Here is a 22,195-nt window from a genome sequence, read left to right as displayed (position 1 = left end):
ATGTTCGACTCTCGTAGCCGACGCTCCAGGGTTCTGATCCAGGCTCTAGCCACGGTCTTGACCGTCCCCTTCCTGCTCCCGCTGATGGCGATGGTGCAGGGATCGTTCGCGGGCCGTGGCATCGGCAACTACCAGAAGGTCTTCGCGACCGGCGTCGTGCCGACTTACTTCAGGAACAGCGCCATCATCGCCGTCAGCGTGGTCGTGATCGTCTACGTGGTCACAATGCTCGCCGCCTTCGGTTTCTCCAAGCTCAGGTTCCGCGGCAAGGAGATCTGGTTCTGGGCGCTGCTGGCGGCGCTGACGATGCCCGAGGCCGTCCTGCTCACGCCGCTGTTCGTCATGGCCTCACGATTCGACCTCTACAACGAGTATGCGGCGGTCATTCTGCCTCTTGCGGCGCTGCAGACGCCCTTCACGGTCCTGCTCGCCCGCAATTACGTGGGCGGCATCCCCAACGAGCTCATGGAGGCGGGCAAAGTCGACGGAGCGAGCATCCTGCAGGTCTTCCGCCACGTCATCCTTCCACTGACACGGCCCATTGCCGCGACGATCGTCCTACTGACCTTCATCAACTCCTGGAACTCATATCTTCTGCCGATGCTCATGCTCAATGATCCGGGCAAACAGGTGGTCACGCTCCTGCCCTCGTTCTTCACGAGCCAGTACACCAACGACCAGACCGGAGTGCTCGCGGCCGCGGTAATCACGGCCGTGCCGGCCGTGATCGCCTACCTGTCCGCCCAGAAGTACTTCGAGCGGGGCATGGCGGCCGGCGCACTCAAGTAGTGGTCTCCTCATTGTCACATCCACCCAGGGCGCTGCTTCGCCCGCTGACACGAAAGCCGAGCAGTATGACAACATCATCGCCTCCCATCCGCTTCGCAGTAATCGGGGCCGGGTGGAGATCGGAGTTCTTCCTCCGCATTGCCGCCACAGTCCCCGAAGTCTTGAACTGCACCGGGGTACTGGCTCGCTCGGAGTCCTCCCGCTCCCGTATTCGCGACGGCTGGGACGTCCCGGTTGTCTCCGCCGTGGAGGATCTGCTCGCCACCGATCCGGAGTTCGTCATCGCCTGCGTCTCCTGGTCCTCGATGCCCGAGGTCGTCCGCGACCTCGTCGCTCGCGGCGTCAAGGTCCTCGCCGAGACCCCTCCGGCGCCGGACCTGGAGGGGCTACGGGCGCTATGGCACGACATCGGGTCCACGGGCCTCGTCCAGGTCGCAGAGCAATACCTGCGCATGCCCGGCCACGCAAGCCGCAAGGCCGTCGTGGACCGGGGTGTGATTGGGGCCCCGACCTTCGTGGAGGTCGCCTCAACCCATATGTACCACTCGATGTCCCTTATCAGGAGCTTCCTCGGTGCCGGCATGGAGGAGGCAGTGGTCAACGCGCACCGGTTCACGGCGCCGCTGGTCGATCCGCTGTCCTTCTCCGGGTGGGAGTCCGATCCACATCCCAAGGAGGCGGCCACCACCATCGCCACGCTCGACTTCGGCGACGGACGCTGCGGCCTGTACCTGTTCACCGACAACCAGTGGTGGAACCCCCTGCTGTCGCGGAGAATCCTGGTGCGGGGCGAAAAGGGGGAGATTGTCGACGACAAGGTCGTGCGCCTGACAGATGAGGACGTCGTCTCGTCTCCTCTGAGCTATAGGCGGCTTGGAGTCGACATGAACCTCGAAGGCAACGAGCTCGCCGCCGTCGCCTTCGACGGGCAGATCGTCTATCGCAATCCCTGGCCGGGAAGCCGCTTCTCGGAGGACGACATCGCTGTCGCCTCCTTCCTCCTCGAGGTCGGCGCGTGGGCGCGCGGTGAGGGCCCGGAGCCCTACCCGCTTGCCGAGGCATGCCAGGACCACTACCTCGCCCTGGCCATTGAGGAATCCATCCAGAGGGGACGCAATGTTCGCGCAGCCAAGGAGGTGTGGGCCTGATGCCACTGGTCACTATCGAGCTCTCCGACGCACTGTCCCAGGAGACCCGCCGGAAGTACGCCGACGCCATTCATGAGGGCCTTGTCGAGGGCCTCGGAATGGACCGGGAGGACCGCTTCCAAGTAATCCACGCCCTGCCGAAGGAGCAGATCATCGCCCACCCCACCTATCTCGGTGGTCGGCGTGAGGACGTTGTCATCGTGCGCGTGCTCATGGTGCGGATCTATGGAGTCGAGCAGAAGCGCTCCATGCATCAGGCGGTCGCACGGCACCTGGAGGCCGCGGGCGCTCGACCGGACGACGTCTTCATCGCGGTGACCGAGAACCAGCTTGAGGACTGGTACCCGGGCGCGCGCGGGGAGCGTGGTTGACGCCCGGTCGCCGGGGCGGGACATCCGGCTGCTGTCCCCCTTCCGAATCCATGCTCGTCCGCACTCCCGGCGAGCCCGACATCTCACAGAAGGACAAACGATGGAACGTAGATTCGAGAATCAACTCGCGCTCGTCACCGGCGCCACCGCCGGCATCGGTTACGGCGTAGCGCGCCGCCTCATCGCGGAGGGCGCGGACGTCGTCGTAACCGGACGCCGCAGCGACATGCTCGCTCGGGCGCGCCGGGAACTCGGCGAGCACTGCCTGACCGTCCAGGGCGATGCCTCGAGCATGGAGGACCTCGACCGCCTCATGGGGCGTATCGCGGCCCTCGGGCGCCCGCTCGACGTCATCGTCGCCAATGCGGGCGGCGGCGGTGACCGGCCGCTGGCCGAGATGGACGAGGACACCTACGACCGGGTCATGGACCTGAACGTCAAGAGCGCCTACTTCACCGTCCGCAAGGCCCTGCCCCTCCTGCGGGACGGCGCGCGGGTAGTCCTGCTGTCCTCCATCTCCGGCTCCAACGGCGACCCCGGACACTCGGTATACAACGCCTCCAAGGCCGCCGTGCGCTCGCTCGCGCGCACATTCACCGCCGAGCTGCGTGAGCGACGCATCCGGGTCAACGCGGCCAGCCCGGGACCAACCATGTCCGAGGGCTTCGCCGCCTTCGTCGGCGGGCAGGAGGCCATCGACCGGATCACGAGCATGGTGCCCGTGGGCCACATCGCCTCGATCGATGAGACCGCCGCCGCGATCGTCTTCCTCGCCGCCGAGGACTCCGCCTACGTGGCCGGCGCGGAGCTGGTCATCGACGGCGGCATGAGCCAGATCTAAGACCCCACTGCGAATCCACCACTGTTTCCGCACACGATGAGTCTGTGCACGCGGACTCGCTACCACAGGAGCAAGCCTTGAACCACGTAAGTACCGTAACCGTCCCACCAGCCATGCGCCACCGCCTGTCCGAGCGCGTCATAGCCGTCACCGGGCCCGACGGGGCGCCGCTGGCGGACACCGACGTCGTCGTCGAGCAGACCCGGCACGAGCTGGGGATCGGCAACATCGGCTTCGACTTCGTCGCCGTCGCCAACGGGGAGGAGTCCAACGCGGACAGCCTGTTCGGCGGGGCCCGGCCCGAGCTGGCCGAGACCTTGACGGACCGCTTCTTCGACCTGTTCAACGTCACCACCCTGCCCTTCTACTGGCGCTCATTCGAGCCGGAGGAGGGACAGCCGCACACCGAGCGCCTGGTGGGCACCGCCCGCTGGATCCGCGCTCACGGGGCCGACGTCAAGGGGCATCCGCTGGCCTGGCACACCATGGCGCCGAAGTGGCTGCTGGGGCGCGACCCGGAGGAGGTCGAACGCATCCTGCGTGCCCGCATCACCCGCGACGCGGCCGGCTTCCGTGGCCTGGTGGACACCTGGGACGCCATCAACGAGGTGGTGATCATGCCCGTTTTCACCGCCGAGGACAACGCCATCACCCCGCTTGCCCAGCGCCTCGGCCGCGTGGGCATCGTGCGGCTCGCCTTCGAGACCGCCCGCGCCGCCAACCCCGACGCCTTCCTGCTGCTCAACGACTTCAACATGAGCGAGAAGTACGCCCAGCTGATCGAGGAGTGCCTGGAGGCCGGGGTGAAGATCGACGCGATCGGCCTGCAGTCGCACATGCATCAGGGCTACTGGGGCGAGGAGCGCACCCATGAGGTGCTCGAGCGCTTCAGCCGCTTCGGCCTGCCGCTGCACTTCACCGAGACCACGCTGGTCTCCGGCCACCTCATGCCGCCCGAGATCGTGGACCTGAACGACTACCAGATCCCGCAGTGGCCCAGCACCCCGGAGGGCGAGGAGCGCCAGGCCGACGAGATCCGCCGCCACTACACCACGCTCGCCTCCCACCCCGCCGTCGAGGCGATCACCTACTGGGGCTTCACCGACGACGGCGCCTGGCTGGGCGCCCCGGTCGGCTTCGCCCGCGCCGACGGCACCCTGAAGCCCAGCTACGCGGCCCTGCACGACCTGGTCAAGGGCCAGTGGTGGACGCCGCCCACGACTGTGCGCACCGACGTCGAGGGAAAGCTGCGCCTGTCCGGCTTCCGCGGCACCTACCGGGTCACTGCCGCCGAGCGCAGCGGCGAGATGGTGCTCGACTCGGCGCCCGATGTGCCACAGGTGACCGTCACGCTGCGGGGATGAGACGCCGTCGTCGCGCGGATCGGAGGGTGGAGGCCGATCCGCGCGACGACGGTCAATCGGCCGGATCAGTTGCGGTTGGCGAAGCGCTCCAGGAGCATGGCGTCCCCGCCCACCACGAGCACGTCGTCGGGGGAGACCAGGGTGGCCGGGGTGGCGTACTCGAAGGGTTCTCCCGGGCTCATCAGGCCGAAGACGGTCACGCCGTAGCGGGAGCGGATCTTGGACTCGCCGATGGTGAAGCCGTGCAGCTCGGCGGGCGGACGCATCTTGACGATGGTGAAGCCGCCCTTCTCCATCTCGATGTAGTCCAGCATGCGGCCGGAGACCAGGTGGGCGGCGCGCTGTCCGGCGTCGAACTCCGGGTAGACCACGTGGTGGGCGCCGATGCGCCGCAGGATGCGGCCGTGCGCGCGGGAGACGGCCTTCGCCCAGATCTGCGGGGTCTCCAGGTCCACCAGGTTCCCGGTGATCAGCACGCTGGCCTCCAAGGAGGTGGCCACACCCACCACCGCGGTGCCGAACTCGGTGGCCCCCAGCTGCTCCAGGGCCTCCATGTCGGTGGCGTCAGCCTCGACCAGGGGGATGCGTCCGGTCCACTGACGCACGAGGACGGGGTCCCGCTCGACGGCCAGGACCTCCCGACCGAGGCGGTCCAGGGTGGCGGCCATGGCGGAGCCGAAGCGGCCGAGCCCGATCACCAGGGTCGAGTCGTTGTAAGCGGTGCGGTCAGGCATGAGTCCTCGTGGCGGGTGCGGGTCCAGACAGATACTGCACCCAACGGTAGTCCCCTTCCCTCAAGACCGGTCGATATCACCGCTGGGGTAGGTCAATATGGCTACTGAGACGGGCGTGAGCAGCACGCTGACAGCCGCCCGGGAGAATCGGTAGCCCAACTGCCTCGCTCGCGGGGGAGAAGCGGTTCCTCCCAGGCCCAAATGGTGCGCAGTGCCAGGCCCAGGTTCCCGACCTGGCAGTGCGAGGCGCATCCCTCGGCCTCGGTGAACACCCGGGTGGTAACCGAACGGGCCGCTGTCAGAGTGCGCACCTGCCGCGGCAGTGGGGTCAGGGGCACGTAGTGGTCCTGTGCTCCGGCGAGCAGCAGAACGTCGGCGCGCACCTTGGCGGACACCTCCCGGGTGTGCAGCCGCCCAGCGAACCGTAGGAATTGTGCCGGTGAATCGGTGCCGGTCACCCGCATCCCCTGTTCCAATCCCCATTGGAGGACGGGCCGCCTGCTGGCGACTGCGAGCGTCCGGTTCATCAGACGGCGCGGAGATCCGGCGAAGATCCGGCTTGCGCGCGGAGGCGTCGGCACCGCCTGCCGCACGACGACGTCGAGGAAGTCATCGATCACGTCCCAGGCCACGACCCGCCCGCCCCGAGCCCCCGAGCGGGCAGGTCGTATGCGGGCAGGGCGGCGCCGTCGCAGGGCACACGGACGGGGGACAGGTCGAAGCGCTGCCGCATGAGCTCCACGAAGCGCTCGCGGATGGGGAGTTGGCGCGGGTCGTCGCCGGGCATGAGGAACTGGGCTGCGCGCTCATAGACGACGGCGTCGAACTCCTTGCCCGCCGCCCGGGCGCCGCGCGCCAGGTGCAGGTACGCCCCGACCCAGCCGGAATTCGTGTGCGACAGCGGCGAAAGGGTACGGATCTCCTCAATCGCCCGCGGGCCTATCAGTTCCGCCCAACGGGTGGCCTGAAAGGCCTGGTCGGTGGGGGCCGGGAATCCCGGCGCGCCCACGGGTGTGCCATCAGGGTCGAATGCGTGGGAGGTGGTCATCGACTCTCTCCTGTCGAAAACAATCGCTGCTATTTGCCCGGGGGTGTCAGGGGTGGAGGGGAGGTGTGTCAAAACAGTCGTTGCGATTTAAGGTGTCGACTCGTGCTCGGGCAGGCCGGCGTCGTCGCGCCGTATCCGGCTCTTCCGGTTCGGGGCGTGACAGCGGGGCAGCCCCGAGCCGGACGCTCCGCATATCCTGGCCGCATGCCGCGCGTCACCCAGTCCTATCGAGACCGTCAAACCGCCCGCATCGTGGCCGCGGCGGAGGCATGCTTCGCCAGGCGCGGCTTCGACGGTGCCTCAATGGATGAGATCATCGCCGAGGCCGGCATGTCCTCCAGCACCGTCTACCGCTACTTCCCCGAGGGGAAGCGGTCCTTGATCCGTGCGGTGCTCGGCCAGGCCGTCGATCCCGTGGTCGAGTGGGTGACGCAGCTGTCCGCGGCGGAGGAACTCCCACCGTTCGAAGCGGCCTTCGTGGACGCCGTCGAGCAGGCCTGGAAGTACAAGCAGGGCGAGGCCGGTCGCGCCGAGCTCCAAGTCGCCATCTGGGCGGAGCTGGTGCAGCAGCCGGACCTGCGGGCCATCAACGCCGAGCGCTACGCCCGCGTGCGCGCCGAGATCGCCGGAATCCTCGGGCGCTGGCAGGAGCGCGGCGACATCGCGCCGGGTGTAGACCTGGGGGCGGCCGCCGCCGTCGTGCACAACGCGGCCATGGGCCTGCTGGTCCAGCAGATCGTCACGGGCGAGTCGGGGCGGTTCGACGACGACGTAGCCGCCACCGCGCGCGCTCTGACCGACCTGCTTGGCGGCCGAGGAGAGCCCCTCAGCCGATGAGGGGGCGCTCGGCGGGCATGCGGATCACCCGGCGGCGCTCGCGCAGCGCCAAGGCCGAGGCCGCGGTCATGGTGCCCACGCGTCCGATGAACATCAGCACGATGATGACGTACTTGGCCCCCGGCGGCAGGATGGGGGTGATGCCGGTGGACAGGCCCACGGTGGCGAAGGCGCTGATCGCCTCGAACAGGATGCGATCCAGGGTGAGATCGGTCAGCTCCAGCAGCGCCAGCGAGGCCACTCCGACGATGCTCGCCCCGATGAACGCCACGGCCACGCTCAGTCGCACGGTGGACAGGGTGATGCGGCGGCCGAAGGCCTCAATGTCCTGATCGCCGCGGGCCTCTGCCAGGATCGCCAGCACCAGCACCGCGAAGGTGGACACCTTGATGCCGCCCGCCGTGGATGCGGAGCCGCCCCCGATGAACATCAGCGCGTCCTGCAGCAGCCAGGTCGACTCGTGCATGTGCTCAGGGGCGATCGTGGACAGACCCGAGGAGCGGGCGTTGACGGAGTTGACCAGGGCGGTCAGGATGCGCCCGCCCGTCGACAGCGCCCCGTAGGTGTTGGGGTTGTTCCACTCGAAGGCACCGATCGCCACCGCCGAGAACGCGCTGAGCGCGGTGTAGGTGGTCAGGGTGAGCTTGCTGTGCAGCGTCAGCTGCCGGGGCCGGCGGCGATTGCGGAAGACGTCGCGGATCACCGGGAAGCCGATCGCCCCCAGGAAGGTGCCCAGCACGATCGGCAGTCCCACCCACCAGTCGCTGGCGTATGGGGACAGCCCCTCCGGCATGACCACGAATCCGGCGTTGTTGAAGATCGACAGCGCCATGAAGAACGCGTACCAGGCGGCATGCCCCAGGTCGAGTCCGAGAGTGAGGAAGCGGGGCAGGAGCACCAGCATGAGCACCGCCTCGACGCCGAAGGCCGTGTAGGCGACGGCGCGCAGCAGCGACATGACATCGCCCATTCCGGACATCTTCTCCGACGCCGCCAGCATGCGCTGGGTCAGCCCCAGATGCCGGGACACGGCGAATGACAACAGCGAGGCGAGCGTCATAATGCCCAGGCCGCCAATCCCAGCGCCCAGGATGATCACCAGTTGCCCGAAGGGCGACCAGTAGGTGGCCGTGTCCACGGTGGTCAGCCCGGTGACGCACACCGCCGAGGTGGCGGTGAACAGGGCGTCCACGAAGGGGGCGCGCTCGCCGCTCGCGGTCGCTACCGGCAGGCTGAGCAGGGCGGCGATGCCGGCGACGATGATCGCGAACACGGTGAGCGCCAGGCGTGCGGGCGAGAAGCGCGCCACCCGCTCGAAACGGCTGCGGAGCCCCATGCGGGCCAGCAGGCGGCGTATCGCGGAGGACTCCTCCTGAGCGGCCAGCTCACGTGCGAGGTCGTCCGGGCGGTCCGGATCCAGCGGGTCGGTGGGTTCGGCGGTTCCCATCATGGCGGCATTGGACACAGAGCCATTGTGGGCCATGGTGAGCCATGACGTGTACTGCGACGAGCTGTGCAGCCCCCGGCGTCGCCCGCCCGGGCGCGACGGATGTGTGAGATGCGGCGCGCGTGACAAATGGGGGAGGAAATAGCCTGTGCGACAGTTGGGACACAGGTTATATTGGACCCGTTCCAAAGCCGCGCGGGGTCGTGTACGGTCCGGCCCCCTCTTCGCGTCCACTCCGACCTGACGACAGGACACCACAGCCATGGCATCGGGCACCTCGACCCCACCCAGCGCCTCGGGCGCCCCCAGCTTCCTCACTGTGGCCGAGGTCGCAGCCATGCTGCGCGTATCGAAGATGACCGTGTACCGCATGGTCCACTCCGGCGACCTGCCCGCCATGCAGGTCGGGCGCTCCTTCCGCGTCCCCGAGCGTGCGGTGCAGCAGTACCTGGCGGCAGGCCTGGGTGACTGGGGCCACGAGGACTCCGCGTCGACCGGATCCTGAGACCCGCTACAATCCCACCGTCACCCGTGTGGTTGGGCACTGCCCGTCGTCGCTCCGGCTGACCGCCAGCACTGGCGGGCGGCCCCGTGAGTGCCGACGCATCCGGCGCCCGGCCACCACGCTCGTCCAACTACGCGCCGGCGCCGCCGGCCGCGCGAGCAGGCCGGCACGAACAATAACGAGGAGCCTCAATGGGATCTGTCATTAAGAAGCGTCGCAAGCGCATGGCCAAGAAGAAGCACCGCAAGCTGCTGCGTAAGACGCGCCACCAGCGCCGCAACAAGAAGTGAAGTGATCTGTGCCCGGGGCCCGTTCCCCGGGCACGCACGTTGTCGGCCCGGGCAGCCGACTTTTGAGCGGAGCACACATGCAACTACCCCCCGACGTCGGCCGCTTCGGCCTGAGCACCCCAGCGCCGCTGTCCGGCACCGAGGCGTGCACAACGCCGATCTCCGTGCACGCCGACCCCGCCGACTGGCCCGCACCAGTCCCGGCGCTCGCCCGCCCGCTGGGTGAGGAGGCTCCGGCCGGGCGGGCACCGGCGCTGGCCGAGCTGACGACCCTGCGCGTGGGCGGCCCGGTAGGCAGATACGTCGAGGCCCACACCGAGGCCGAGCTGATCGACGCCGTCCGCCAGGCCGACGCCGTCGGCACCCCCCTGCTGGTGATCGGGGGCGGCTCCAACATCCTGGCCGCCGACGCGGGTTTCCCCGGGGTAGTCGTGCGCGACGCCCGTCGGCAGGTCACCCTGTCCGCCGACGACCGCTGCGGGGGAGTGGAGTTCACCGCCACCGCCGGCACCACCTGGGACGACCTGGTACGCGAGGCCATCGCCAACCAGTGGGGCGGCTTCGCGCCCCTGTCCGGGATCCCCGGCACCGTCGGCGCCGCCCCCGTGCAGAACATCGGCGCCTACGGTGCGGAGGTCGCCGAGCTGCTCGCCTCTGTGCGCGTCTGGGACCGGGCCGAAGGGCGGCCCGTCCAGCTCCCGCTGGCCCGCCTGCGCCTGGGCTACCGCGACTCCGACCTCAAACGGTCCCTGACCGACGCCGACATCGGCGGCGGACGCACCTGGGGCCCCACCGGCCGCTGGGTGGTGCTGTCGGTTACCTTCTCGGTGCGGGCCGCATCCCTGTCCGCACCCATCGCCTACGCCCAACTGGCCCGCACCCTGGGAGTCGAGGTGGGCGAGAGGGTGGACGCCCGGGCGGTGCGCGATGCCGTCCTCGAGTTGCGCCGCTCCAAGGGCATGGTGCTGGACGACGCCGACCACGACACCTGGTCCGCGGGCTCCTTCTTCACCAACCCCATCCTGACCAGCGAGCAGGCGGAGGCCCTGCCCGCCGCCGCCCCCCGCTTCCCGGTGACCGACCACTCCCGGGCGGTGGCGGGCACCCGGCAGGCGCCCGTGGTCGAGGGCCTGGTCAAGACCTCAGCAGCCTGGCTCATCGACCATGCCGGATTCGGCAAGGGCTTCGCCCTGCCGGAGGCCGGAGCCGACCCCGCCGCCGGCCTGTCCACCAAGCACGTGCTGGCCCTGACCAACCGCGGAGGCGCTCGCGCCGCCGACCTGACCGCGCTGCGCGACGCCGTCGTCGCCGGGGTGCACGAGCGCTTCGGCGTCACGCTCGTGCCCGAGCCGGTACACGTCGGCTTCTAGCCGCCCGCTCAGGCGTCCGCGGCCAGCCAGGCGTCCACCTGTGCCAGCCAGGCCTGCTTGGAGGAGGGCGAGGCCAGCGAGGCGCGGATGGAGCCGCGCGCGAGTTCCGCCAGGGCGGCGTCGTCCAGCCCGAGCCCGCGGGCGATCTCGTACTGGTTGACCAGCCGGGACTGGAACAGCAGCGGGTCGTCGGCGCCCAGCGCCACCTGGGCGCCGTGCTCAAGCAGCGTGCGCAGCGGCACGTCGCCAGGCTCCCGGTACACGCCCAGGCACACGTTCGACGCCGGGCACACCTCCAGGCTCACGCCCGCCGCGACGACGGCGTCCAGCAGGCCGGGGTCCTCACTGGTGCGGATCCCATGGCCGATCCGGGTGGGGCCGAGGGCGGAGACGACGTCGCGCACGTGCTCGGGTCCCAGCAGCTCCCCGCCGTGGGGGAGGGAGGCCAGCCCGGCCCGACGGGCGATCGCGAATGCCGGCCCCCAAGCCGAGGTCTGGCCCGCCCGCTCGTCATTGGACAGTCCGAAGCCGACGACGGTGCCGGGCTCATCCCCCGCGTAACGGGCCGCCAACCGGGCCAGCGTGCGGGCGTCCAGGGGGTGACGGATACGGGAGGCGGCCACAATCACCGCCACCTCGACCCCGGACAGGATGGTGGCCTGCCTGGCGGCGTCGAGGATGATCTCCAATGCGGGGGTGATACCGCCGACGAAGGGCGCGTAGGAGGTCGGGTCGACCTGAATCTCCAGGCGCCGCGAGCCCTCGGCGGCATCGTCCAGCGCCGCCTCCAGCACGATGCGGCGCATGATCTCCTCGGTGACCACCAGGTGACGGGCGGTGTCGTAGGCCCGCTGGAAACGGAACCAGCCGCGGTGGTCCGCGGGCACATGCAGCGGATCGCCCTCCAGGAAGGAGGCCGGCAGCCGAGCGCCTGCCGAGGATGCCAGCTCGATCAGCGTCTCCAGGCGCATGGAGCCCGTGAAGTGCAGATGCAGGTGTGCCTTGGGCAGGGCGGCGAGGTCGCGCATGGCGGGATTGTGCCACCACCCGCGCAGACACCGGCGCGTGCACGCTCCCAGGCGCGGCAGGCCGCGGCGCCTTGGCGACGGCAGTTGCGGGCCGAACGCTGACCGGATCGAGTTGTGCTTTCGGCCGGTCGGGGGAGGCCGGTGGGGCAGACTGTTCCCATGAGCACCGTCATGGCCGGTCATGAACCCGAGGAGGTCGCCCTGCTCACCGGGGGGCGTGCCGCCTCCGTGCTGGCGGCGGCGCTGGCTCCGGTAGGCCAGCAGCTCATGAGCTGGGAGGTCCACTCGGTGCACCACCGGCCGGGTGCCGGGGTCTCGGTCGGGTACACCGCCGTCGTCGCCCGCCCGGACGGCGCTCGCGCCACCGAGTATCTGTGCGCCACCACGGCGCGTCTGTCAAACCCGCAGGCAGCGGGCCTGACGCGCGTGGCCCCCACCGGCGGGAACGGGCCGATCGTGCACGTCTGGCGGCATCCGGCAGATCCGGAGCTGCCCGCGCTCGCGGTGGCCTGCACGCCTTCGCTGCTGTCTCAGCGCCTGGGCACCCCGGTCAAGGCCACCATGGTCGCCTACCGGCCCACCCGCCGCGCCGTGGTGCGGGTGACCTACCCGGACTCCTCAACCGCCTACGCCAAGGTGCTGCGTCCCAGCCAGTCCGCGGCCTTCGCCGAGCGGCACCGGATGCTGCGCGCGGCGGGCGTACCCGCGCCGGACGTGCTGCGCGATGACCGGGACGGCCTGGTGCTGCTGTCCACCGGCCGGGGCGTGGCCCTGTCCGGGCTGCTCTCACGCGGCATGGATGAGTCACAGGCGGTGCGCGTGTTCAACGGGCTGTCCGGGCTGCTGGACTCCCTGCCCGCCGCCGCCCTCCAGCTGACCGCCCACCCGGCTTGGGCCGAACGCGCGCGTCACTATGCGCACGCCGCCGCCACCGTCCTGCCCGAGCACATGGCCCGCGCCCGCGCCATCGCCGAGGGCGTCGAGCAGTTGATGGCCGCGTCAGACCCGGGGCCGGTCGTCCCGGTCCACGGCGACTTCTACGAGGCGAACGTGCTCATGGAGGGGGAGCGGGTCGCCAGCCTCCTGGACGTCGACTCCCTCGGGCCCGGCCGCCGCGTGGACGACCTGGCCTGCCTGCTCGGGCACGTCAGCGTCCTGGACCACCTGGCGCCGGCGTCCTACCCGCATCTGCGGCCGGTGCTGGAGACCTGGACCCGTCTGGCGGAGCGGCAAGTGGACCCGGTTGCGCTGCGCGCTCGCTGCGCCGGCGTGGTGCTGTCCCTGGTGGCCGGTGCTCGCCGAGAGGACGGCGGTCCGTGGCGCGCCGACGCCGAGGGCCGTCTGGCTCGGGCCGAGTCCTGGCTGGCACAGGCGCGGGAGATCCAGGCGCGCCGCGGCGCCCACTGATCCGAGGACGGCGGGGTGGGGGCCACGTTGTGGACAGTCACATGCTCGTAACTGCGCACCTGCTTAACCTGTGTGCGCCGGTGCTCGCCGGCGGAAAGGCAGATCCCGTGCTCACTTCCCCCACTCCCGTACTGTCACTCGCCACTGTGACCGCGGCGCCGGCGTCGGCCCTGCGCCCGGCCGGGTTCAGCGAGGCCCTGTCCGCAGCCGACGACTTCCTATGGGGTCCGTGGCTGCTGATCCCGCTGCTGCTGGGCACCGGGATCTGGCTGACCCTCAGACTGCGCGCCGTCCAGCTGCGCAAGCTCTTCCCCGCGCTGCGCTTCGCCTTCGTGGACCGCAGCGACGGCGAGGTGGACACGGCCGAGGGCGACATCTCCCACTACCAGGCGCTGACCACGGCGCTGGCCGCGACCGTCGGCGTCGGCAACATCATCGGCGTGGCCACCGCCATCCACCTGGGCGGTCCCGGCGCCCTGTTCTGGATGTGGGTGACCGCCTTCTTCGGCATGGCTTCGAAGTACTCCGAGGCCTTCCTCGCCGTCCGCTTCCGCACCACCGACGCCAACGGCCAGAAGTCCGGCGGCCCCCAGTACTACCTGCAGCACGCGATCAAGGGGCGCCTGGGCACCGCGCTGTCGGTGTTCTTCGCCGTCGCCACGCTGTTGGCCTGCTTCGGCATCGGCTCGATGACCCAGTCCAACTCGGTCGCAGCCCAGCTGCAGCACTCCTTCGGGGCTGATCCGGCGCTGGTGGGCATCATCATGGCGATCGCCATCGGCGGCGTGCTCCTGGGCGGGATCGAGTCCATCGGCCGCGTCACGGCGGCCTTCGTGCCGATGATGATCGTCTTCTACGTGGGCGGCTGCTTCTACATCCTGGCCGTCAACATCACGGCGATCCCGGCAGCGCTCGCGATGGTGTTCGCCGACGCCTTCACCGGGCACGGCGCCGTCGGCGGCTTCGCCGGCTCGACCATGCTCATGGCGTTGAAGTACGGGATGGCCCGCGGCATCTTCTCCAACGAGTCCGGCATGGGATCGGCTGCCATCGCCGCCGCTGCGGCCAAGACCAACCACCCGGCTCGTCAGGGTCTGGTGTCCATGACCCAGACCTTCATCGACACCTTCGTGGTGGTCACCTGCACCGGCCTGGTGGTGCTGTCGACCGGTGCCTGGACGGGCGCCGACCCGGCCACCATGACCGCGAATGCCTTCACCACCGGGCTGCCTGGAGAGTGGGGGCACTACATCGTGTCGGTCTCGCTCATCTTCCTGGGGTGCTCGACGATCCTGGGCTGGGCCTACTACGGCGAGCGCTGCATCGTGCGGCTGGTGGGCGTGCATGGGGTGCTGCCCTTCCGCCTGTTCTTCACGGTCCTGATCTTCCTGGGCACCGTCACCAGCCTGGATGACGTGTGGACCTTCGCGGACATTGCCAACGGGCTCATGGCCATCCCCAACCTGATCGGCCTGGTGCTGCTGTCCGGCCTGATCGCCCGCGAGACCAAGGCCTACCTCGCCCAGGATCCGCACCTGCGCCGCCCCGGGGAAGAGTTCACCTCCGTCCCGGAGCATGCGGAGGCGATTGTCGAGGCCTGAGCGGCGGACTCGCCCATGTATGGCTGTCAGCCCCCGGGGCTTGACAATTCAAGCCGCCACCGCCCTACACACCTGGCCCGCCCGCATCAGCGAACTCGAACGCGGCAAACACCACGACCGCCACCTCGCCACCACCTACGACCAATACCTCACCACCGCTTGACACACATAGGAGCATCACTTTGGGCGTCCGCGTGTTGGTGTATGCCCCGCCATGCATACGACCACACCTCCAAGCCGAAAGAGCCTGACGGCCCCAAAACGCGTCAGGGTGTGGAAGCGGAGGCTGGATCGCCCCGTTGTGCCGTGGCGTCTGCGACGGGCGACTCGGGGCACTGGACGGCGATGAGCGCCCAACTGGATGCGGAACCTGCGCCCCGGCCTCGCGGCCTTTCGGGGTGTGACTCCAAGACGGTGATGGTGCAACCGAGTACTTCGGCGGATGAACCGACATCTATCTGTGTGTGTGGAACTGCTTCACCTCCCCTGGTGAAATGGACCCACACGGCTTCGGCGTTTGTGGCTCCGAGAACTAGAGACCAGTCATTTCCTCTTCCGGGTTGGTTCTCCACGTAGCCCGTGGCCTGGCTGCGCAGCGCCTCTACCTCGGGGGCAAGCTCCGGGGCGCCCTGGGGTAGTGGCCACCAGAACATGTAAACCACCGCCGCGGCGATGACGGCCAGTATGCCGATCGCCGCGGCCAGTAGCCGTTTGCGTAGCACTCAGTCGACCTCGGCCAGCAGCTCCTGCATGCGGGTGACGCCCTCGGTGATGGCGTCGTCGCTCATGGCGTAGGACATGCGCAGGAAGCCGGAGGGGCCGAAGGCCTCACCGGGCACCACGGCCACCTCGGCGTACTCCAGCAGCAGCTCGGCCAGTGTGGCGGAGGAGTCGATCACGTGCCCGCGCAGCGACTTGCCGATCAGCGCCTCCACGCTCGGGTAGGCGTAGAAGGCGCCCTTGGGCGTGGGGACCTTCACCCCGTCGATCTCGCCGAGCATGGACACGATCAGCTGACGCCGCCGGTCGAAGGCGGCGCGCATGTGCTCCACCGCGGAGAGATCGCCGCCCACGGCGGCGAGGGCCGCGCGCTGGGAGACGTTGGCCACGTTGCTGGACAGGTGCGACTGGAAGTTGGCGGCCGCCCGGATGACGTCGGTGGGGCCCATCATCCAGCCCACGCGCCAGCCGGTCATCGCATAGGTCTTGGCGACCCCGTTGAGCACCACCGTCTGGTCGGCCAGTTCGGGCACCAGCGCCACGATGTGGGCGGGCTTGGCGTCGTCGTAGAGCAGGTGCTCGTAGATCTCATCGGTGACCACCCAGATGCCGTGCTCCAGCGCCCACTGGCCGATGTGGGTCAGCTCGGCGGTGGTGTAGACGGCGCCGGTGGGGTTGGACGGCGAGCACAGCAGCAGCACCTTGGTGCGCTCGGTCCGGGCGGCCTCCAACTGCTCGAGCGTGACCTTGTAGTCCTGCTCCGCGCCGGCGAACACCTCCACGGTGGTGCCGCCGGCCAGGGCCACTACCTCCGGGTAGGTGGTCCAGATGGGGGTGGGCATCAGCACCTCGTCGCCCGGGTCCACCAGTGCGGCGAAGGCCTGGAAGACGGCCTGCTTGCCGCCATTGGTGACCAGGATGTCCTCCGGCGAGACCAGGTAGCCGGAGTCCCGCAGCGTCTTGGCGGAGATGGCCTCGCGCAGTTCGGGCAGCCCCTTGGCGGGGGAGTACTTGTGGTTGACCGGGTCCTGGGCCGCGGCCACGGCGGCGGCGACGATGTAGTCCGGGGTGGCGAAGTCCGGCTCGCCCGCGCCGAAGCCGATGACCGGCCGGCCCGCGGCGCGCAGGGCCTTGGCCTTGGCGTCGACAGCGAGGGTTGCCGACGGGGAGATGGCGGCCAGACGGGCGGATACACGACTCCTGGGTGCAGTACTCACGGGCAGATAGTCTCATGCTCCCACCGGAGGGCGGCACCGCTGTCCCGCTATGCGGCGTGAGGTGGCGAGGCTCTCAGGTGTTGCAGTCCGGACACCGCGCCGCGGACGTGGCGCAGCCCACTGAGCTGGAGTTCGGTATTCGCCGCGCAATGTGGCAAGATGGGTGGCCGCTGAAGGGCAGTGGCGCAATTGGTAGCGCACCGGTCTCCAAAACCGGCGGTTGTGGGTTCGAGTCCCGCCTGCCCTGCTGAGAACGGCGGATCTGTCGGGAGATCCCGTCGGCTCCGTCTTCTCGCCCGTCAGGGCGTGACCGGACCGTCGACCCCGAGGATCACGAGAGCATGAGCAACACTGCCAGCGCCGCGAAGGGCGTGCGGAAGCAGAGGCGCGGCCCCTTCTCCCGCATCTCCCTGTACTTCCGGCAGGTGATCGACGAGCTCCGCAAGGTGGTCTGGCCCACCCGGAACGAGCTGTGGACCTATTTCGCAGTGGTGGTCGTGTTCATCCTGGCGATCATGCTGTTCACCGGGGTTCTCGACGCCGTCTTCGACCGGCTCGTCATGTGGGTCTTCGCCTGACCGCCCGATCCACTTCCCGCCTAAAGTCAGTCGCCGCCGTCGTCATATTCCAGTCCGAGGAGAGAGAAACACCGTGTCCGAGGAGAACATCCCCGAGGAGCCCGCCGTCGACCAGGCGGAGGCCGCCGCGCCGCAGGACCAGCCTGCCGAGATCGACCCGGTCGAGGAGTTCCGCAAGCAGATGTCCTCGCTGCCGGGCGAGTGGTACGTGCTGCACACCTACTCCGGCTATGAGCGGCGCGTCGCCGCGGACATCATGGCGCGCGCGGAGAACTTCGAGCTGGAGGACTATGTCTTCGACGCCGTCGCCCCCATGGAGACGGTCATCGAGATCAAGAACGGCAACAAGAAGAAGGAGGTCTCGCGGGTCCGCATCCCCGGCTACGTGTTCGTGCGTATGGACCTGGATGACCCGGAGACCTCCGAGCAGGTGTGGCGCACCATCAAGGACACCCCTGCCGTCACCGGCTTCGTCGGCGATCGCTACGACCCGGTGCCGCTGACCTTCGAGGAGGTCGTCTCCCAGCTCGGCCCCACTCCCGAGGAGGTCGCCGCCAAGCGCGCCGCGGCCGCCACCGCCGCCCCCGAGGAGGGCGCCGGCACCCAGGTCGCCGCCGACGGTCAGGTCTACGAGGTCGCCTTCTCCGTGGGCGAGTCCGTCATCGTCACCGATGGTCCCTTCGAGTCGCTGCCCGCCACGATCTCGGAGATTCACCCCGACACCCAGAAGCTGCAGGTGCTCATCTCCCTGTTCGGCCGCGACACCCCGGCCGAGCTCGCCTTCAACCAGGTCGCCAAGATCTGACCGCCGCTCCCGCCCCGGCCGTCCCGGTCGACGGCGGGATGCGGCGGCCCATGCATGTGAGACCGCCCACCGGGTGTCTCGCAGGTGTGCGCGCGGGTCTAAGATGGGCGCTCGCGTGCCCGGTACGCGCCCGCGTACCAACGCAACCACTCGCTGCACGGCAGGTGTGCAGCAATCCGGACAAGAAAGACCAAGTTACCCATGGCTCCTAAGAAGAAGGTCGCCGGGCTGATCAAGCTCCAGATTCAGGCCGGCCAGGCCAACCCCGCCCCGCCGATCGGCCCCGCGCTCGGTCAGCACGGCGTCAACATCATGGAGTTCTGCAAGGCCTACAACGCTGCGACCGAGTCCCAGCGCGGCAACGTCGTCCCGGTGGAGATCACGGTTTACGAGGACCGCTCCTTCACCTTTGTGACGAAGACTCCGCCGGCCGCCGAACTCATCAAGAAGGCCGCAGGCGTATCCAAGGGCTCCGCCAGCCCGCACGCGGACAAGGTCGGCTCGCTGACCCAGGCCCAGCTGCGTGAGATCGCCGAGACCAAGATGCGCGACCTGAACGCCAACGACGTCGACTCCGCCGCCAAGATCATTGCCGGCACCGCCCGCTCCATGGGCATCACCGTCGAGGCCTGAGACCAGTCCCTCGACTCCTCTAATCCATTATGCGTGGAAGGGCCTGCGCGGCCCGTTCACCACGACTGCTAAGGAGAAGCAGATGACTAAGCGCAGCAAGGCTTACCGCGCCGCCGCGGAGAAGATCCAGTCCGGGATCCTCTACACCCCGGCGGAGGCTGTGAAGCTGGCCAAGGAAACGTCCGTGACGAAGTTCGACTCCACCGTGGACGTCGTGTTCCGCCTGGGCGTTGACCCCCGCAAGGCCGACCAGATGGTGCGTGGCACCGTGTCCCTGCCGCACGGTACCGGCAAGACCGCCCGCGTGGTCGTCTTCGCCCAGGGTGAGCGGGCCGAGCAGGCCCTCGCCGCCGGCGCCGACGAGGTTGGCGGCGACGAGCTCATTGCCAAGGTCGCCGGAGGCTACACCGACTTCGACGCCGCCGTCGCCACCCCCGACCTCATGGGGAAGGTCGGTCGCCTGGGCCGGGTGCTCGGCCCCCGCGGCCTGATGCCCAACCCCAAGACCGGCACCGTGACCATGGACGTGGCCAAGGCCGTGTCCGACATCAAGGGCGGTCGTATCGAGTTCCGCGTCGACCGCGCGGGCAACCTCAACTTCATCATCGGCAAGTCCTCCTTCACCGAGGAGCAGCTGGCCGAGAACTTCCAGGCCGCGCTGGAGGAGGTGCTGCGGCTCAAGCCGTCTGCCTCCAAGGGCCGCTACATCCTTAAGGCGACCATGGCGACGACGATGGGCCCCGGCATCCCCATGGATGTCGCCAAGCTCTGAATGCTCTGAGCGCTAGCGCGCACTGAGTCGGCGGGTCGGCTCCCCACGCGGGGGTCGGCCCGCTGTCTTCGCGTCCCCGGAACCGGCCGCACCCCTCGCCGAGATCGGTAGAAGTCACGTGCCGAGTTCGGTAGATATGGTTCCGGACTGATCGTCATCCGAACGAGACTTTCCGTTTAGGATGTCCCACAGGCGGCAGGACCGAGGAGTCCGCCCCGCCCCGCTTCCCCCACCCTCGAGGAGACGCCCATGCCCCCGACCGACGATGCCGCCCAACGCCTCGGCAGCTCCTATGTGCTGGATACGCGCATAGGCGCGGGCGCGCAGGGGGAGGTCTGGCTGGCCCACCGCACCGACGCTCCCGGCAGCCCCCTGGCGGTCAAGCTGCTGCGCGCCGATCTGCTGGAGGACGCCGGCGTCGTCGAGCGCTTCATCCGGGAGCGCGCCACCCTGATGCGCGTGTCCTCCCCCTACGTGGTCGGCGTGCAGGACATGGTGGTCGAGGGCAGCCGCTTCGCCATCGTCATGGACTACGTGGGCGGCGGCAACCTGCGGAGCCTCCTTAACGAGCGGGGCGTGCTGCCGCCCGCCGAGGTGGCCCGGGTCGGGGCAATGCTGGCTCTGGGACTGGCTACCGTGCACGATGCGGGCATCGTTCACCGCGACATCAAGCCCGCCAACGTGCTCATCGCGGCCGGCTCGGGGGAGGCCGCGGGGGAGTGGACGCCCCGGTTGGCCGACTTCGGCGTCGCCCGCATCTGCGACACGGTCGCCTCCTCCCACGCCACCGGCGCCATCGGCACCCCGCTGTACATGGCGCCGGAGATCCTTGACCCCGCCGCCCCCACGCCCGCCGCCGACGTCTACTCCCTCGGTGTGCTGCTGTACGAGGCGGCCTGCGGCATCACCCCGTTCGTGGGTGCCCCCACCCAGGTGCTCGCCCAGCACGCCCGGCGGGCCCCCGGCCGCCCCGACGGCGTGCCCGACGCCCTGTGGGGCGTGCTGGAGCACATGCTCGCCAAGCAGCCCGCCGCCCGCCCCGGTGCCCGCGAGGTCGCCGCCATGCTGGAGGCCGCCGTCCCCGAGTTGGTCGGTGCGGCGGCGGCACCGCGACGATCCACTCCACCGCCGTCGGCGCCGGCTCCCGTTCCCTATGTGTGGGCCGACGACGGCACCCTGCCAGACACAGCGCCGGCGCCTCTCAGCGCGGGTGGGCCCGGTGCAGGGACGCCGCCGACCGCGCCGCTGGCGGTGGCCCCGACCGTGGTCGCGGCCCACGAGCCCGCCAGGCTTGCCGACGTACCGGCGCCCAACGAGGCCGATGTGCGGACCCGGATCACCGGTGCACCGCAGCCGGCCTCTCCCATGCCCCCGTCGTCGCCATCGGCCGACTGGGCCCCGCCGGATACGGCGGGCGGCGCAGGCCATGGGAGTCGTGCGGGAAAGGGCGGCCGTCGTGGGGGGCGAGGCGTGCTGATCGGCGTGATCAGCGCCGTCGTCGTGGTCGCGCTGGCAGTGGGCGGGCTGCTCATCTGGCGACACCGTGCTGCGGCCGCACCGGCGACCGCCGTCGCCGCCCTGCCCGCCCAGGCGGACCCGGTCGAGCTGCAGCGGCTGACTGACGTCAATGACTACCGCATCTCTCCCGACCACGGCGCGCTGGCGGCGCAGACCAGCTACCGCTACTGGTCGCTGTACGACCTGGACGCCGCGAATCAGGCCCCGGTCTGGTCAGGCGACTGCGACTCGGCGGGCTTCTGGACCAGCAACAGCTTCCTGTGCGTCCAGGATGAGACCGTGCACCTGGTCGGCCTGGACGGAGCAGATACCGGTGACGCCATCTCGCTCGAGGACCGCACCTGGCTGGGAACCAGCGGAAGCGCCGCCATCGTGGTTGACGGTTACTACTCCGGCTCGCTCGTGGCCCTGGATGCCAGCGGTGAGCAGCTGTGGCGCCGTGACGGCGGATTCCGCAAGGCACGCGTAAGCGCGGGCTTCGTGCTGACCTACGAGACCGGTTCGGGGCGGCTGCTGGTGCTGTCCGCCGAAACCGGCGAAGTGCTGCTGTCCGAGGCGGCCGAGGACGCCCCCGACTTTGACTCCTTCCTACCCGGCGGCATCGGCACCGACGTCGGCACGCAGGCCTTCTACAAGGTGGAAGGCAATGCGACTACCGTCTACGACGCCACCGGCACCGAGGTCGGCACCGTGGACGGGGCCGACACTCGCTCGGACTGGGTGGTCTCCGGCGAGGTGAGTGCGGAGGAGCTCGTGGCCTTGTTGCGTAGCGTGGTGGATGAGGGCGGCGTGCGCTTGCGCGGCTCCGGCGTGGAGGCGGGGATCAACGTCAATACGGTCGCCTGTACGGCCACCGGCCCCGGTGGGGTCGCCTACGCCGTGCCCGAGCGCACCGAAGGAGAGGCCTGCATCATCGCCCCGAAGGGTCTCATCGGCAAGGACGAGGGCGTGCTGTTCACCATGGGACAGCCCTCTTCGCGCAAGGACGCCACCGGCGACAACGTGATCGCCTACGACCTCGACGGCGGCGAGCAGCTCTGGCAGGTGGCGGGCACCCTGGTGGGGGTGCTCCCGCCGTCGGACAACGCAGCCGGCAAGGCCGCGGGCGTCCCGCGCATCCTGGTGGCCGAGGGGGCCGACCTGGTCGTACACGGGCTCGTCAAGCAGTGAGA

22 protein-coding genes and 1 tRNA gene are annotated in these 22,195 nt (G+C 69.5%); 17 read left to right on the top strand and 6 right to left on the bottom strand.

Annotated features, from left to right (window positions below; translation table 11 throughout):
* From BLR49_RS03265 to BLR49_RS03245, 5 genes are all read left to right on the top strand, one after another.
* Positions 1-789, top strand: coding sequence for a carbohydrate ABC transporter permease (locus BLR49_RS03265; RefSeq protein WP_092533172.1), 789 nt, complete (start codon positions 1-3; stop codon positions 787-789).
* Positions 790-854: 65 nt separating this feature from the next.
* Positions 855-1,937, top strand: coding sequence for a Gfo/Idh/MocA family protein (locus BLR49_RS03260; RefSeq protein ID WP_092533169.1), 1,083 nt, complete (start codon positions 855-857; stop codon positions 1,935-1,937).
* Positions 1,937-2,308 (top strand): tautomerase family protein, encoded by a 372-nt coding sequence (locus BLR49_RS03255; protein WP_143013686.1) that lies wholly within the window; start codon positions 1,937-1,939, stop codon positions 2,306-2,308. The genes BLR49_RS03260 and BLR49_RS03255 overlap by 1 nt, the downstream gene beginning before the upstream one ends.
* Positions 2,309-2,408: 100 nt before the next feature.
* On the top strand, positions 2,409-3,149 hold the full coding sequence (locus tag BLR49_RS03250; protein WP_092533163.1) for an SDR family NAD(P)-dependent oxidoreductase: 741 nt from the start codon (positions 2,409-2,411) through the stop codon (positions 3,147-3,149).
* A gap of 77 nt (positions 3,150-3,226) precedes the next feature.
* Positions 3,227-4,513, top strand: coding sequence for an endo-1,4-beta-xylanase (locus BLR49_RS03245; protein WP_218121288.1), 1,287 nt, complete (start codon positions 3,227-3,229; stop codon positions 4,511-4,513).
* Positions 4,514-4,578: 65 nt separating this feature from the next.
* On the opposite strand, the gene BLR49_RS03240 is transcribed toward BLR49_RS03245, so the two are convergent.
* The 3 genes from BLR49_RS03240 to BLR49_RS03230 all read right to left on the bottom strand — a co-directional run bounded on the left by BLR49_RS03240 (position 4,579) and on the right by BLR49_RS03230 (position 6,295).
* The gene (locus tag BLR49_RS03240; RefSeq protein WP_092533157.1) at positions 4,579-5,247 is read right to left on the bottom strand and encodes a potassium channel family protein; all 669 of its coding nucleotides are present in this window, start codon (positions 5,245-5,247) and stop codon (positions 4,579-4,581) included.
* A 101-nt stretch (positions 5,248-5,348) separates the two neighbouring features.
* Positions 5,349-5,879, bottom strand: coding sequence for a hypothetical protein (locus BLR49_RS03235; RefSeq protein WP_143013685.1), 531 nt, complete (start codon positions 5,877-5,879; stop codon positions 5,349-5,351).
* Positions 5,864-6,295: a hypothetical protein gene (locus BLR49_RS03230; protein WP_092533152.1), complete on the bottom strand. Its 432-nt coding sequence runs from the start codon at positions 6,293-6,295 to the stop codon at positions 5,864-5,866. Before BLR49_RS03230 ends, BLR49_RS03235 begins: the two co-directional genes overlap by 16 nt.
* A 204-nt stretch (positions 6,296-6,499) precedes the next feature.
* Between BLR49_RS03230 and BLR49_RS03225 the strand changes: the two genes are divergently transcribed.
* The gene (locus BLR49_RS03225) at positions 6,500-7,132 is read left to right on the top strand and encodes a TetR/AcrR family transcriptional regulator (protein ID WP_092533149.1); all 633 of its coding nucleotides are present in this window, start codon (positions 6,500-6,502) and stop codon (positions 7,130-7,132) included.
* On the opposite strand, the gene BLR49_RS03220 is transcribed toward BLR49_RS03225, so the two are convergent.
* The gene (locus tag BLR49_RS03220) at positions 7,122-8,468 is read right to left on the bottom strand and encodes a TrkH family potassium uptake protein (protein WP_245690378.1); all 1,347 of its coding nucleotides are present in this window, start codon (positions 8,466-8,468) and stop codon (positions 7,122-7,124) included. The genes BLR49_RS03225 and BLR49_RS03220 overlap by 11 nt on opposite strands.
* A gap of 373 nt (positions 8,469-8,841) precedes the next feature.
* Between BLR49_RS03220 and BLR49_RS03215 the strand changes: the two genes are divergently transcribed.
* The 3 genes from BLR49_RS03215 (at position 8,842) to BLR49_RS03205 (ending at position 10,744) form a co-directional block, all read left to right on the top strand.
* Positions 8,842-9,084 carry a helix-turn-helix domain-containing protein gene (locus tag BLR49_RS03215; RefSeq protein ID WP_092533143.1) on the top strand — a complete coding sequence of 81 codons (243 nt, stop codon included), beginning with the start codon at positions 8,842-8,844 and terminating at the stop codon, positions 9,082-9,084.
* Positions 9,085-9,275: 191 nt separating this feature from the next.
* Positions 9,276-9,374, top strand: a complete 99-nt coding sequence (locus tag BLR49_RS03210) for a 30S ribosomal protein bS22 (protein WP_003792170.1) — start codon at positions 9,276-9,278, stop codon at positions 9,372-9,374.
* Positions 9,375-9,451: 77 nt separating this feature from the next.
* On the top strand, positions 9,452-10,744 hold the full coding sequence (locus BLR49_RS03205) for a UDP-N-acetylmuramate dehydrogenase (RefSeq protein ID WP_092533140.1): 1,293 nt from the start codon (positions 9,452-9,454) through the stop codon (positions 10,742-10,744).
* An 8-nt stretch (positions 10,745-10,752) separates the two neighbouring features.
* On the opposite strand, the gene BLR49_RS03200 is transcribed toward BLR49_RS03205, so the two are convergent.
* Positions 10,753-11,772, bottom strand: a complete 1,020-nt coding sequence (locus BLR49_RS03200) for an adenosine deaminase (protein WP_092533137.1) — start codon at positions 11,770-11,772, stop codon at positions 10,753-10,755.
* 159 nt (positions 11,773-11,931) lie between these two features.
* On the opposite strand from BLR49_RS03200, the gene BLR49_RS03195 reads away from it, so the two are divergent.
* Positions 11,932-13,179, top strand: a complete 1,248-nt coding sequence (locus BLR49_RS03195; protein WP_092533134.1) for a protein kinase family protein — start codon at positions 11,932-11,934, stop codon at positions 13,177-13,179.
* Positions 13,180-13,325: 146 nt separating this feature from the next.
* Entirely contained in the window at positions 13,326-14,780 is a 1,455-nt protein-coding gene (locus BLR49_RS03190; protein ID WP_425425748.1) for an alanine/glycine:cation symporter family protein, read from the top strand.
* Between the two features lie 722 nt (positions 14,781-15,502).
* Here the strand turns inward: BLR49_RS03190 and BLR49_RS03185 are convergent.
* The gene (locus BLR49_RS03185; protein ID WP_092533128.1) at positions 15,503-16,717 is read right to left on the bottom strand and encodes a pyridoxal phosphate-dependent aminotransferase; all 1,215 of its coding nucleotides are present in this window, start codon (positions 16,715-16,717) and stop codon (positions 15,503-15,505) included.
* Between the two features lie 174 nt (positions 16,718-16,891).
* Here BLR49_RS03185 and BLR49_RS03180 point away from each other — a divergent pair.
* The 6 genes from BLR49_RS03180 to BLR49_RS03155 all read left to right on the top strand — a co-directional run bounded on the left by BLR49_RS03180 (position 16,892) and on the right by BLR49_RS03155 (position 22,193).
* A tRNA-Trp gene (locus BLR49_RS03180) sits at positions 16,892-16,964 on the top strand.
* A gap of 94 nt (positions 16,965-17,058) precedes the next feature.
* Positions 17,059-17,295: a preprotein translocase subunit SecE gene (secE, locus tag BLR49_RS03175; RefSeq protein WP_092533125.1), complete on the top strand. Its 237-nt coding sequence runs from the start codon at positions 17,059-17,061 to the stop codon at positions 17,293-17,295.
* Between the two features lie 73 nt (positions 17,296-17,368).
* A complete protein-coding gene (nusG, locus tag BLR49_RS03170) occupies positions 17,369-18,100 on the top strand; it encodes a transcription termination/antitermination protein NusG (RefSeq protein ID WP_092533123.1) in 732 nt (243 codons plus the stop codon).
* 201 nt (positions 18,101-18,301) lie between these two features.
* The gene (rplK, locus tag BLR49_RS03165) at positions 18,302-18,733 is read left to right on the top strand and encodes a 50S ribosomal protein L11 (RefSeq protein WP_092533120.1); all 432 of its coding nucleotides are present in this window, start codon (positions 18,302-18,304) and stop codon (positions 18,731-18,733) included.
* An 82-nt stretch (positions 18,734-18,815) separates the two neighbouring features.
* Positions 18,816-19,505: a 50S ribosomal protein L1 gene (gene rplA / locus BLR49_RS03160; protein ID WP_092533118.1), complete on the top strand. Its 690-nt coding sequence runs from the start codon at positions 18,816-18,818 to the stop codon at positions 19,503-19,505.
* Between the two features lie 249 nt (positions 19,506-19,754).
* Positions 19,755-22,193, top strand: coding sequence for a serine/threonine-protein kinase (locus tag BLR49_RS03155; RefSeq protein WP_092533115.1), 2,439 nt, complete (start codon positions 19,755-19,757; stop codon positions 22,191-22,193).
* The last annotated feature ends 2 nt before the right edge of the window (positions 22,194-22,195 follow it).

The organism is Actinomyces ruminicola, assembly GCF_900103885.1.
GTDB lineage: Bacteria > Actinomycetota > Actinomycetes > Actinomycetales > Actinomycetaceae > Actinomyces > Actinomyces ruminicola.
The sequence above is the reverse complement of the archived record's forward strand: the minus strand, read 5'-3'. Positions and strand labels throughout refer to the sequence as shown.

Bases quoted from the DNA above. Each gene is read 5' to 3' on its own strand.
- BLR49_RS03220 (WP_245690378.1), bottom strand. From the start codon at position 8,468: ATGGGGCTCCGCAGCCGTTTCGAGCGGGTGGCGCGCTTCTCGCCCGCA.
- BLR49_RS03255 (WP_143013686.1), top strand. From the start codon at position 1,937: ATGCCACTGGTCACTATCGAGCTCTCCGACGCACTGTCCCAGGAGACC.
- BLR49_RS03265 (WP_092533172.1), top strand. From the start codon at position 1: ATGTTCGACTCTCGTAGCCGACGCTCCAGGGTTCTGATCCAGGCTCTA.
- rplA (WP_092533118.1), top strand. From the start codon at position 18,816: ATGACTAAGCGCAGCAAGGCTTACCGCGCCGCCGCGGAGAAGATCCAG.
- BLR49_RS03260 (WP_092533169.1), top strand. From the start codon at position 855: ATGACAACATCATCGCCTCCCATCCGCTTCGCAGTAATCGGGGCCGGG.
- BLR49_RS03195 (WP_092533134.1), top strand. From the start codon at position 11,932: ATGAGCACCGTCATGGCCGGTCATGAACCCGAGGAGGTCGCCCTGCTC.
- BLR49_RS03250 (WP_092533163.1), top strand. From the start codon at position 2,409: ATGGAACGTAGATTCGAGAATCAACTCGCGCTCGTCACCGGCGCCACC.
- BLR49_RS03205 (WP_092533140.1), top strand. From the start codon at position 9,452: ATGCAACTACCCCCCGACGTCGGCCGCTTCGGCCTGAGCACCCCAGCG.
- secE (WP_092533125.1), top strand. From the start codon at position 17,059: ATGAGCAACACTGCCAGCGCCGCGAAGGGCGTGCGGAAGCAGAGGCGC.
- BLR49_RS03155 (WP_092533115.1), top strand. From the start codon at position 19,755: ATGCCCCCGACCGACGATGCCGCCCAACGCCTCGGCAGCTCCTATGTG.
- BLR49_RS03215 (WP_092533143.1), top strand. From the start codon at position 8,842: ATGGCATCGGGCACCTCGACCCCACCCAGCGCCTCGGGCGCCCCCAGC.
- BLR49_RS03200 (WP_092533137.1), bottom strand. From the start codon at position 11,772: ATGCGCGACCTCGCCGCCCTGCCCAAGGCACACCTGCATCTGCACTTC.
- BLR49_RS03225 (WP_092533149.1), top strand. From the start codon at position 6,500: ATGCCGCGCGTCACCCAGTCCTATCGAGACCGTCAAACCGCCCGCATC.
- BLR49_RS03210 (WP_003792170.1), top strand. From the start codon at position 9,276: ATGGGATCTGTCATTAAGAAGCGTCGCAAGCGCATGGCCAAGAAGAAG.
- BLR49_RS03230 (WP_092533152.1), bottom strand. From the start codon at position 6,295: ATGACCACCTCCCACGCATTCGACCCTGATGGCACACCCGTGGGCGCG.
- rplK (WP_092533120.1), top strand. From the start codon at position 18,302: ATGGCTCCTAAGAAGAAGGTCGCCGGGCTGATCAAGCTCCAGATTCAG.
- BLR49_RS03240 (WP_092533157.1), bottom strand. From the start codon at position 5,247: ATGCCTGACCGCACCGCTTACAACGACTCGACCCTGGTGATCGGGCTC.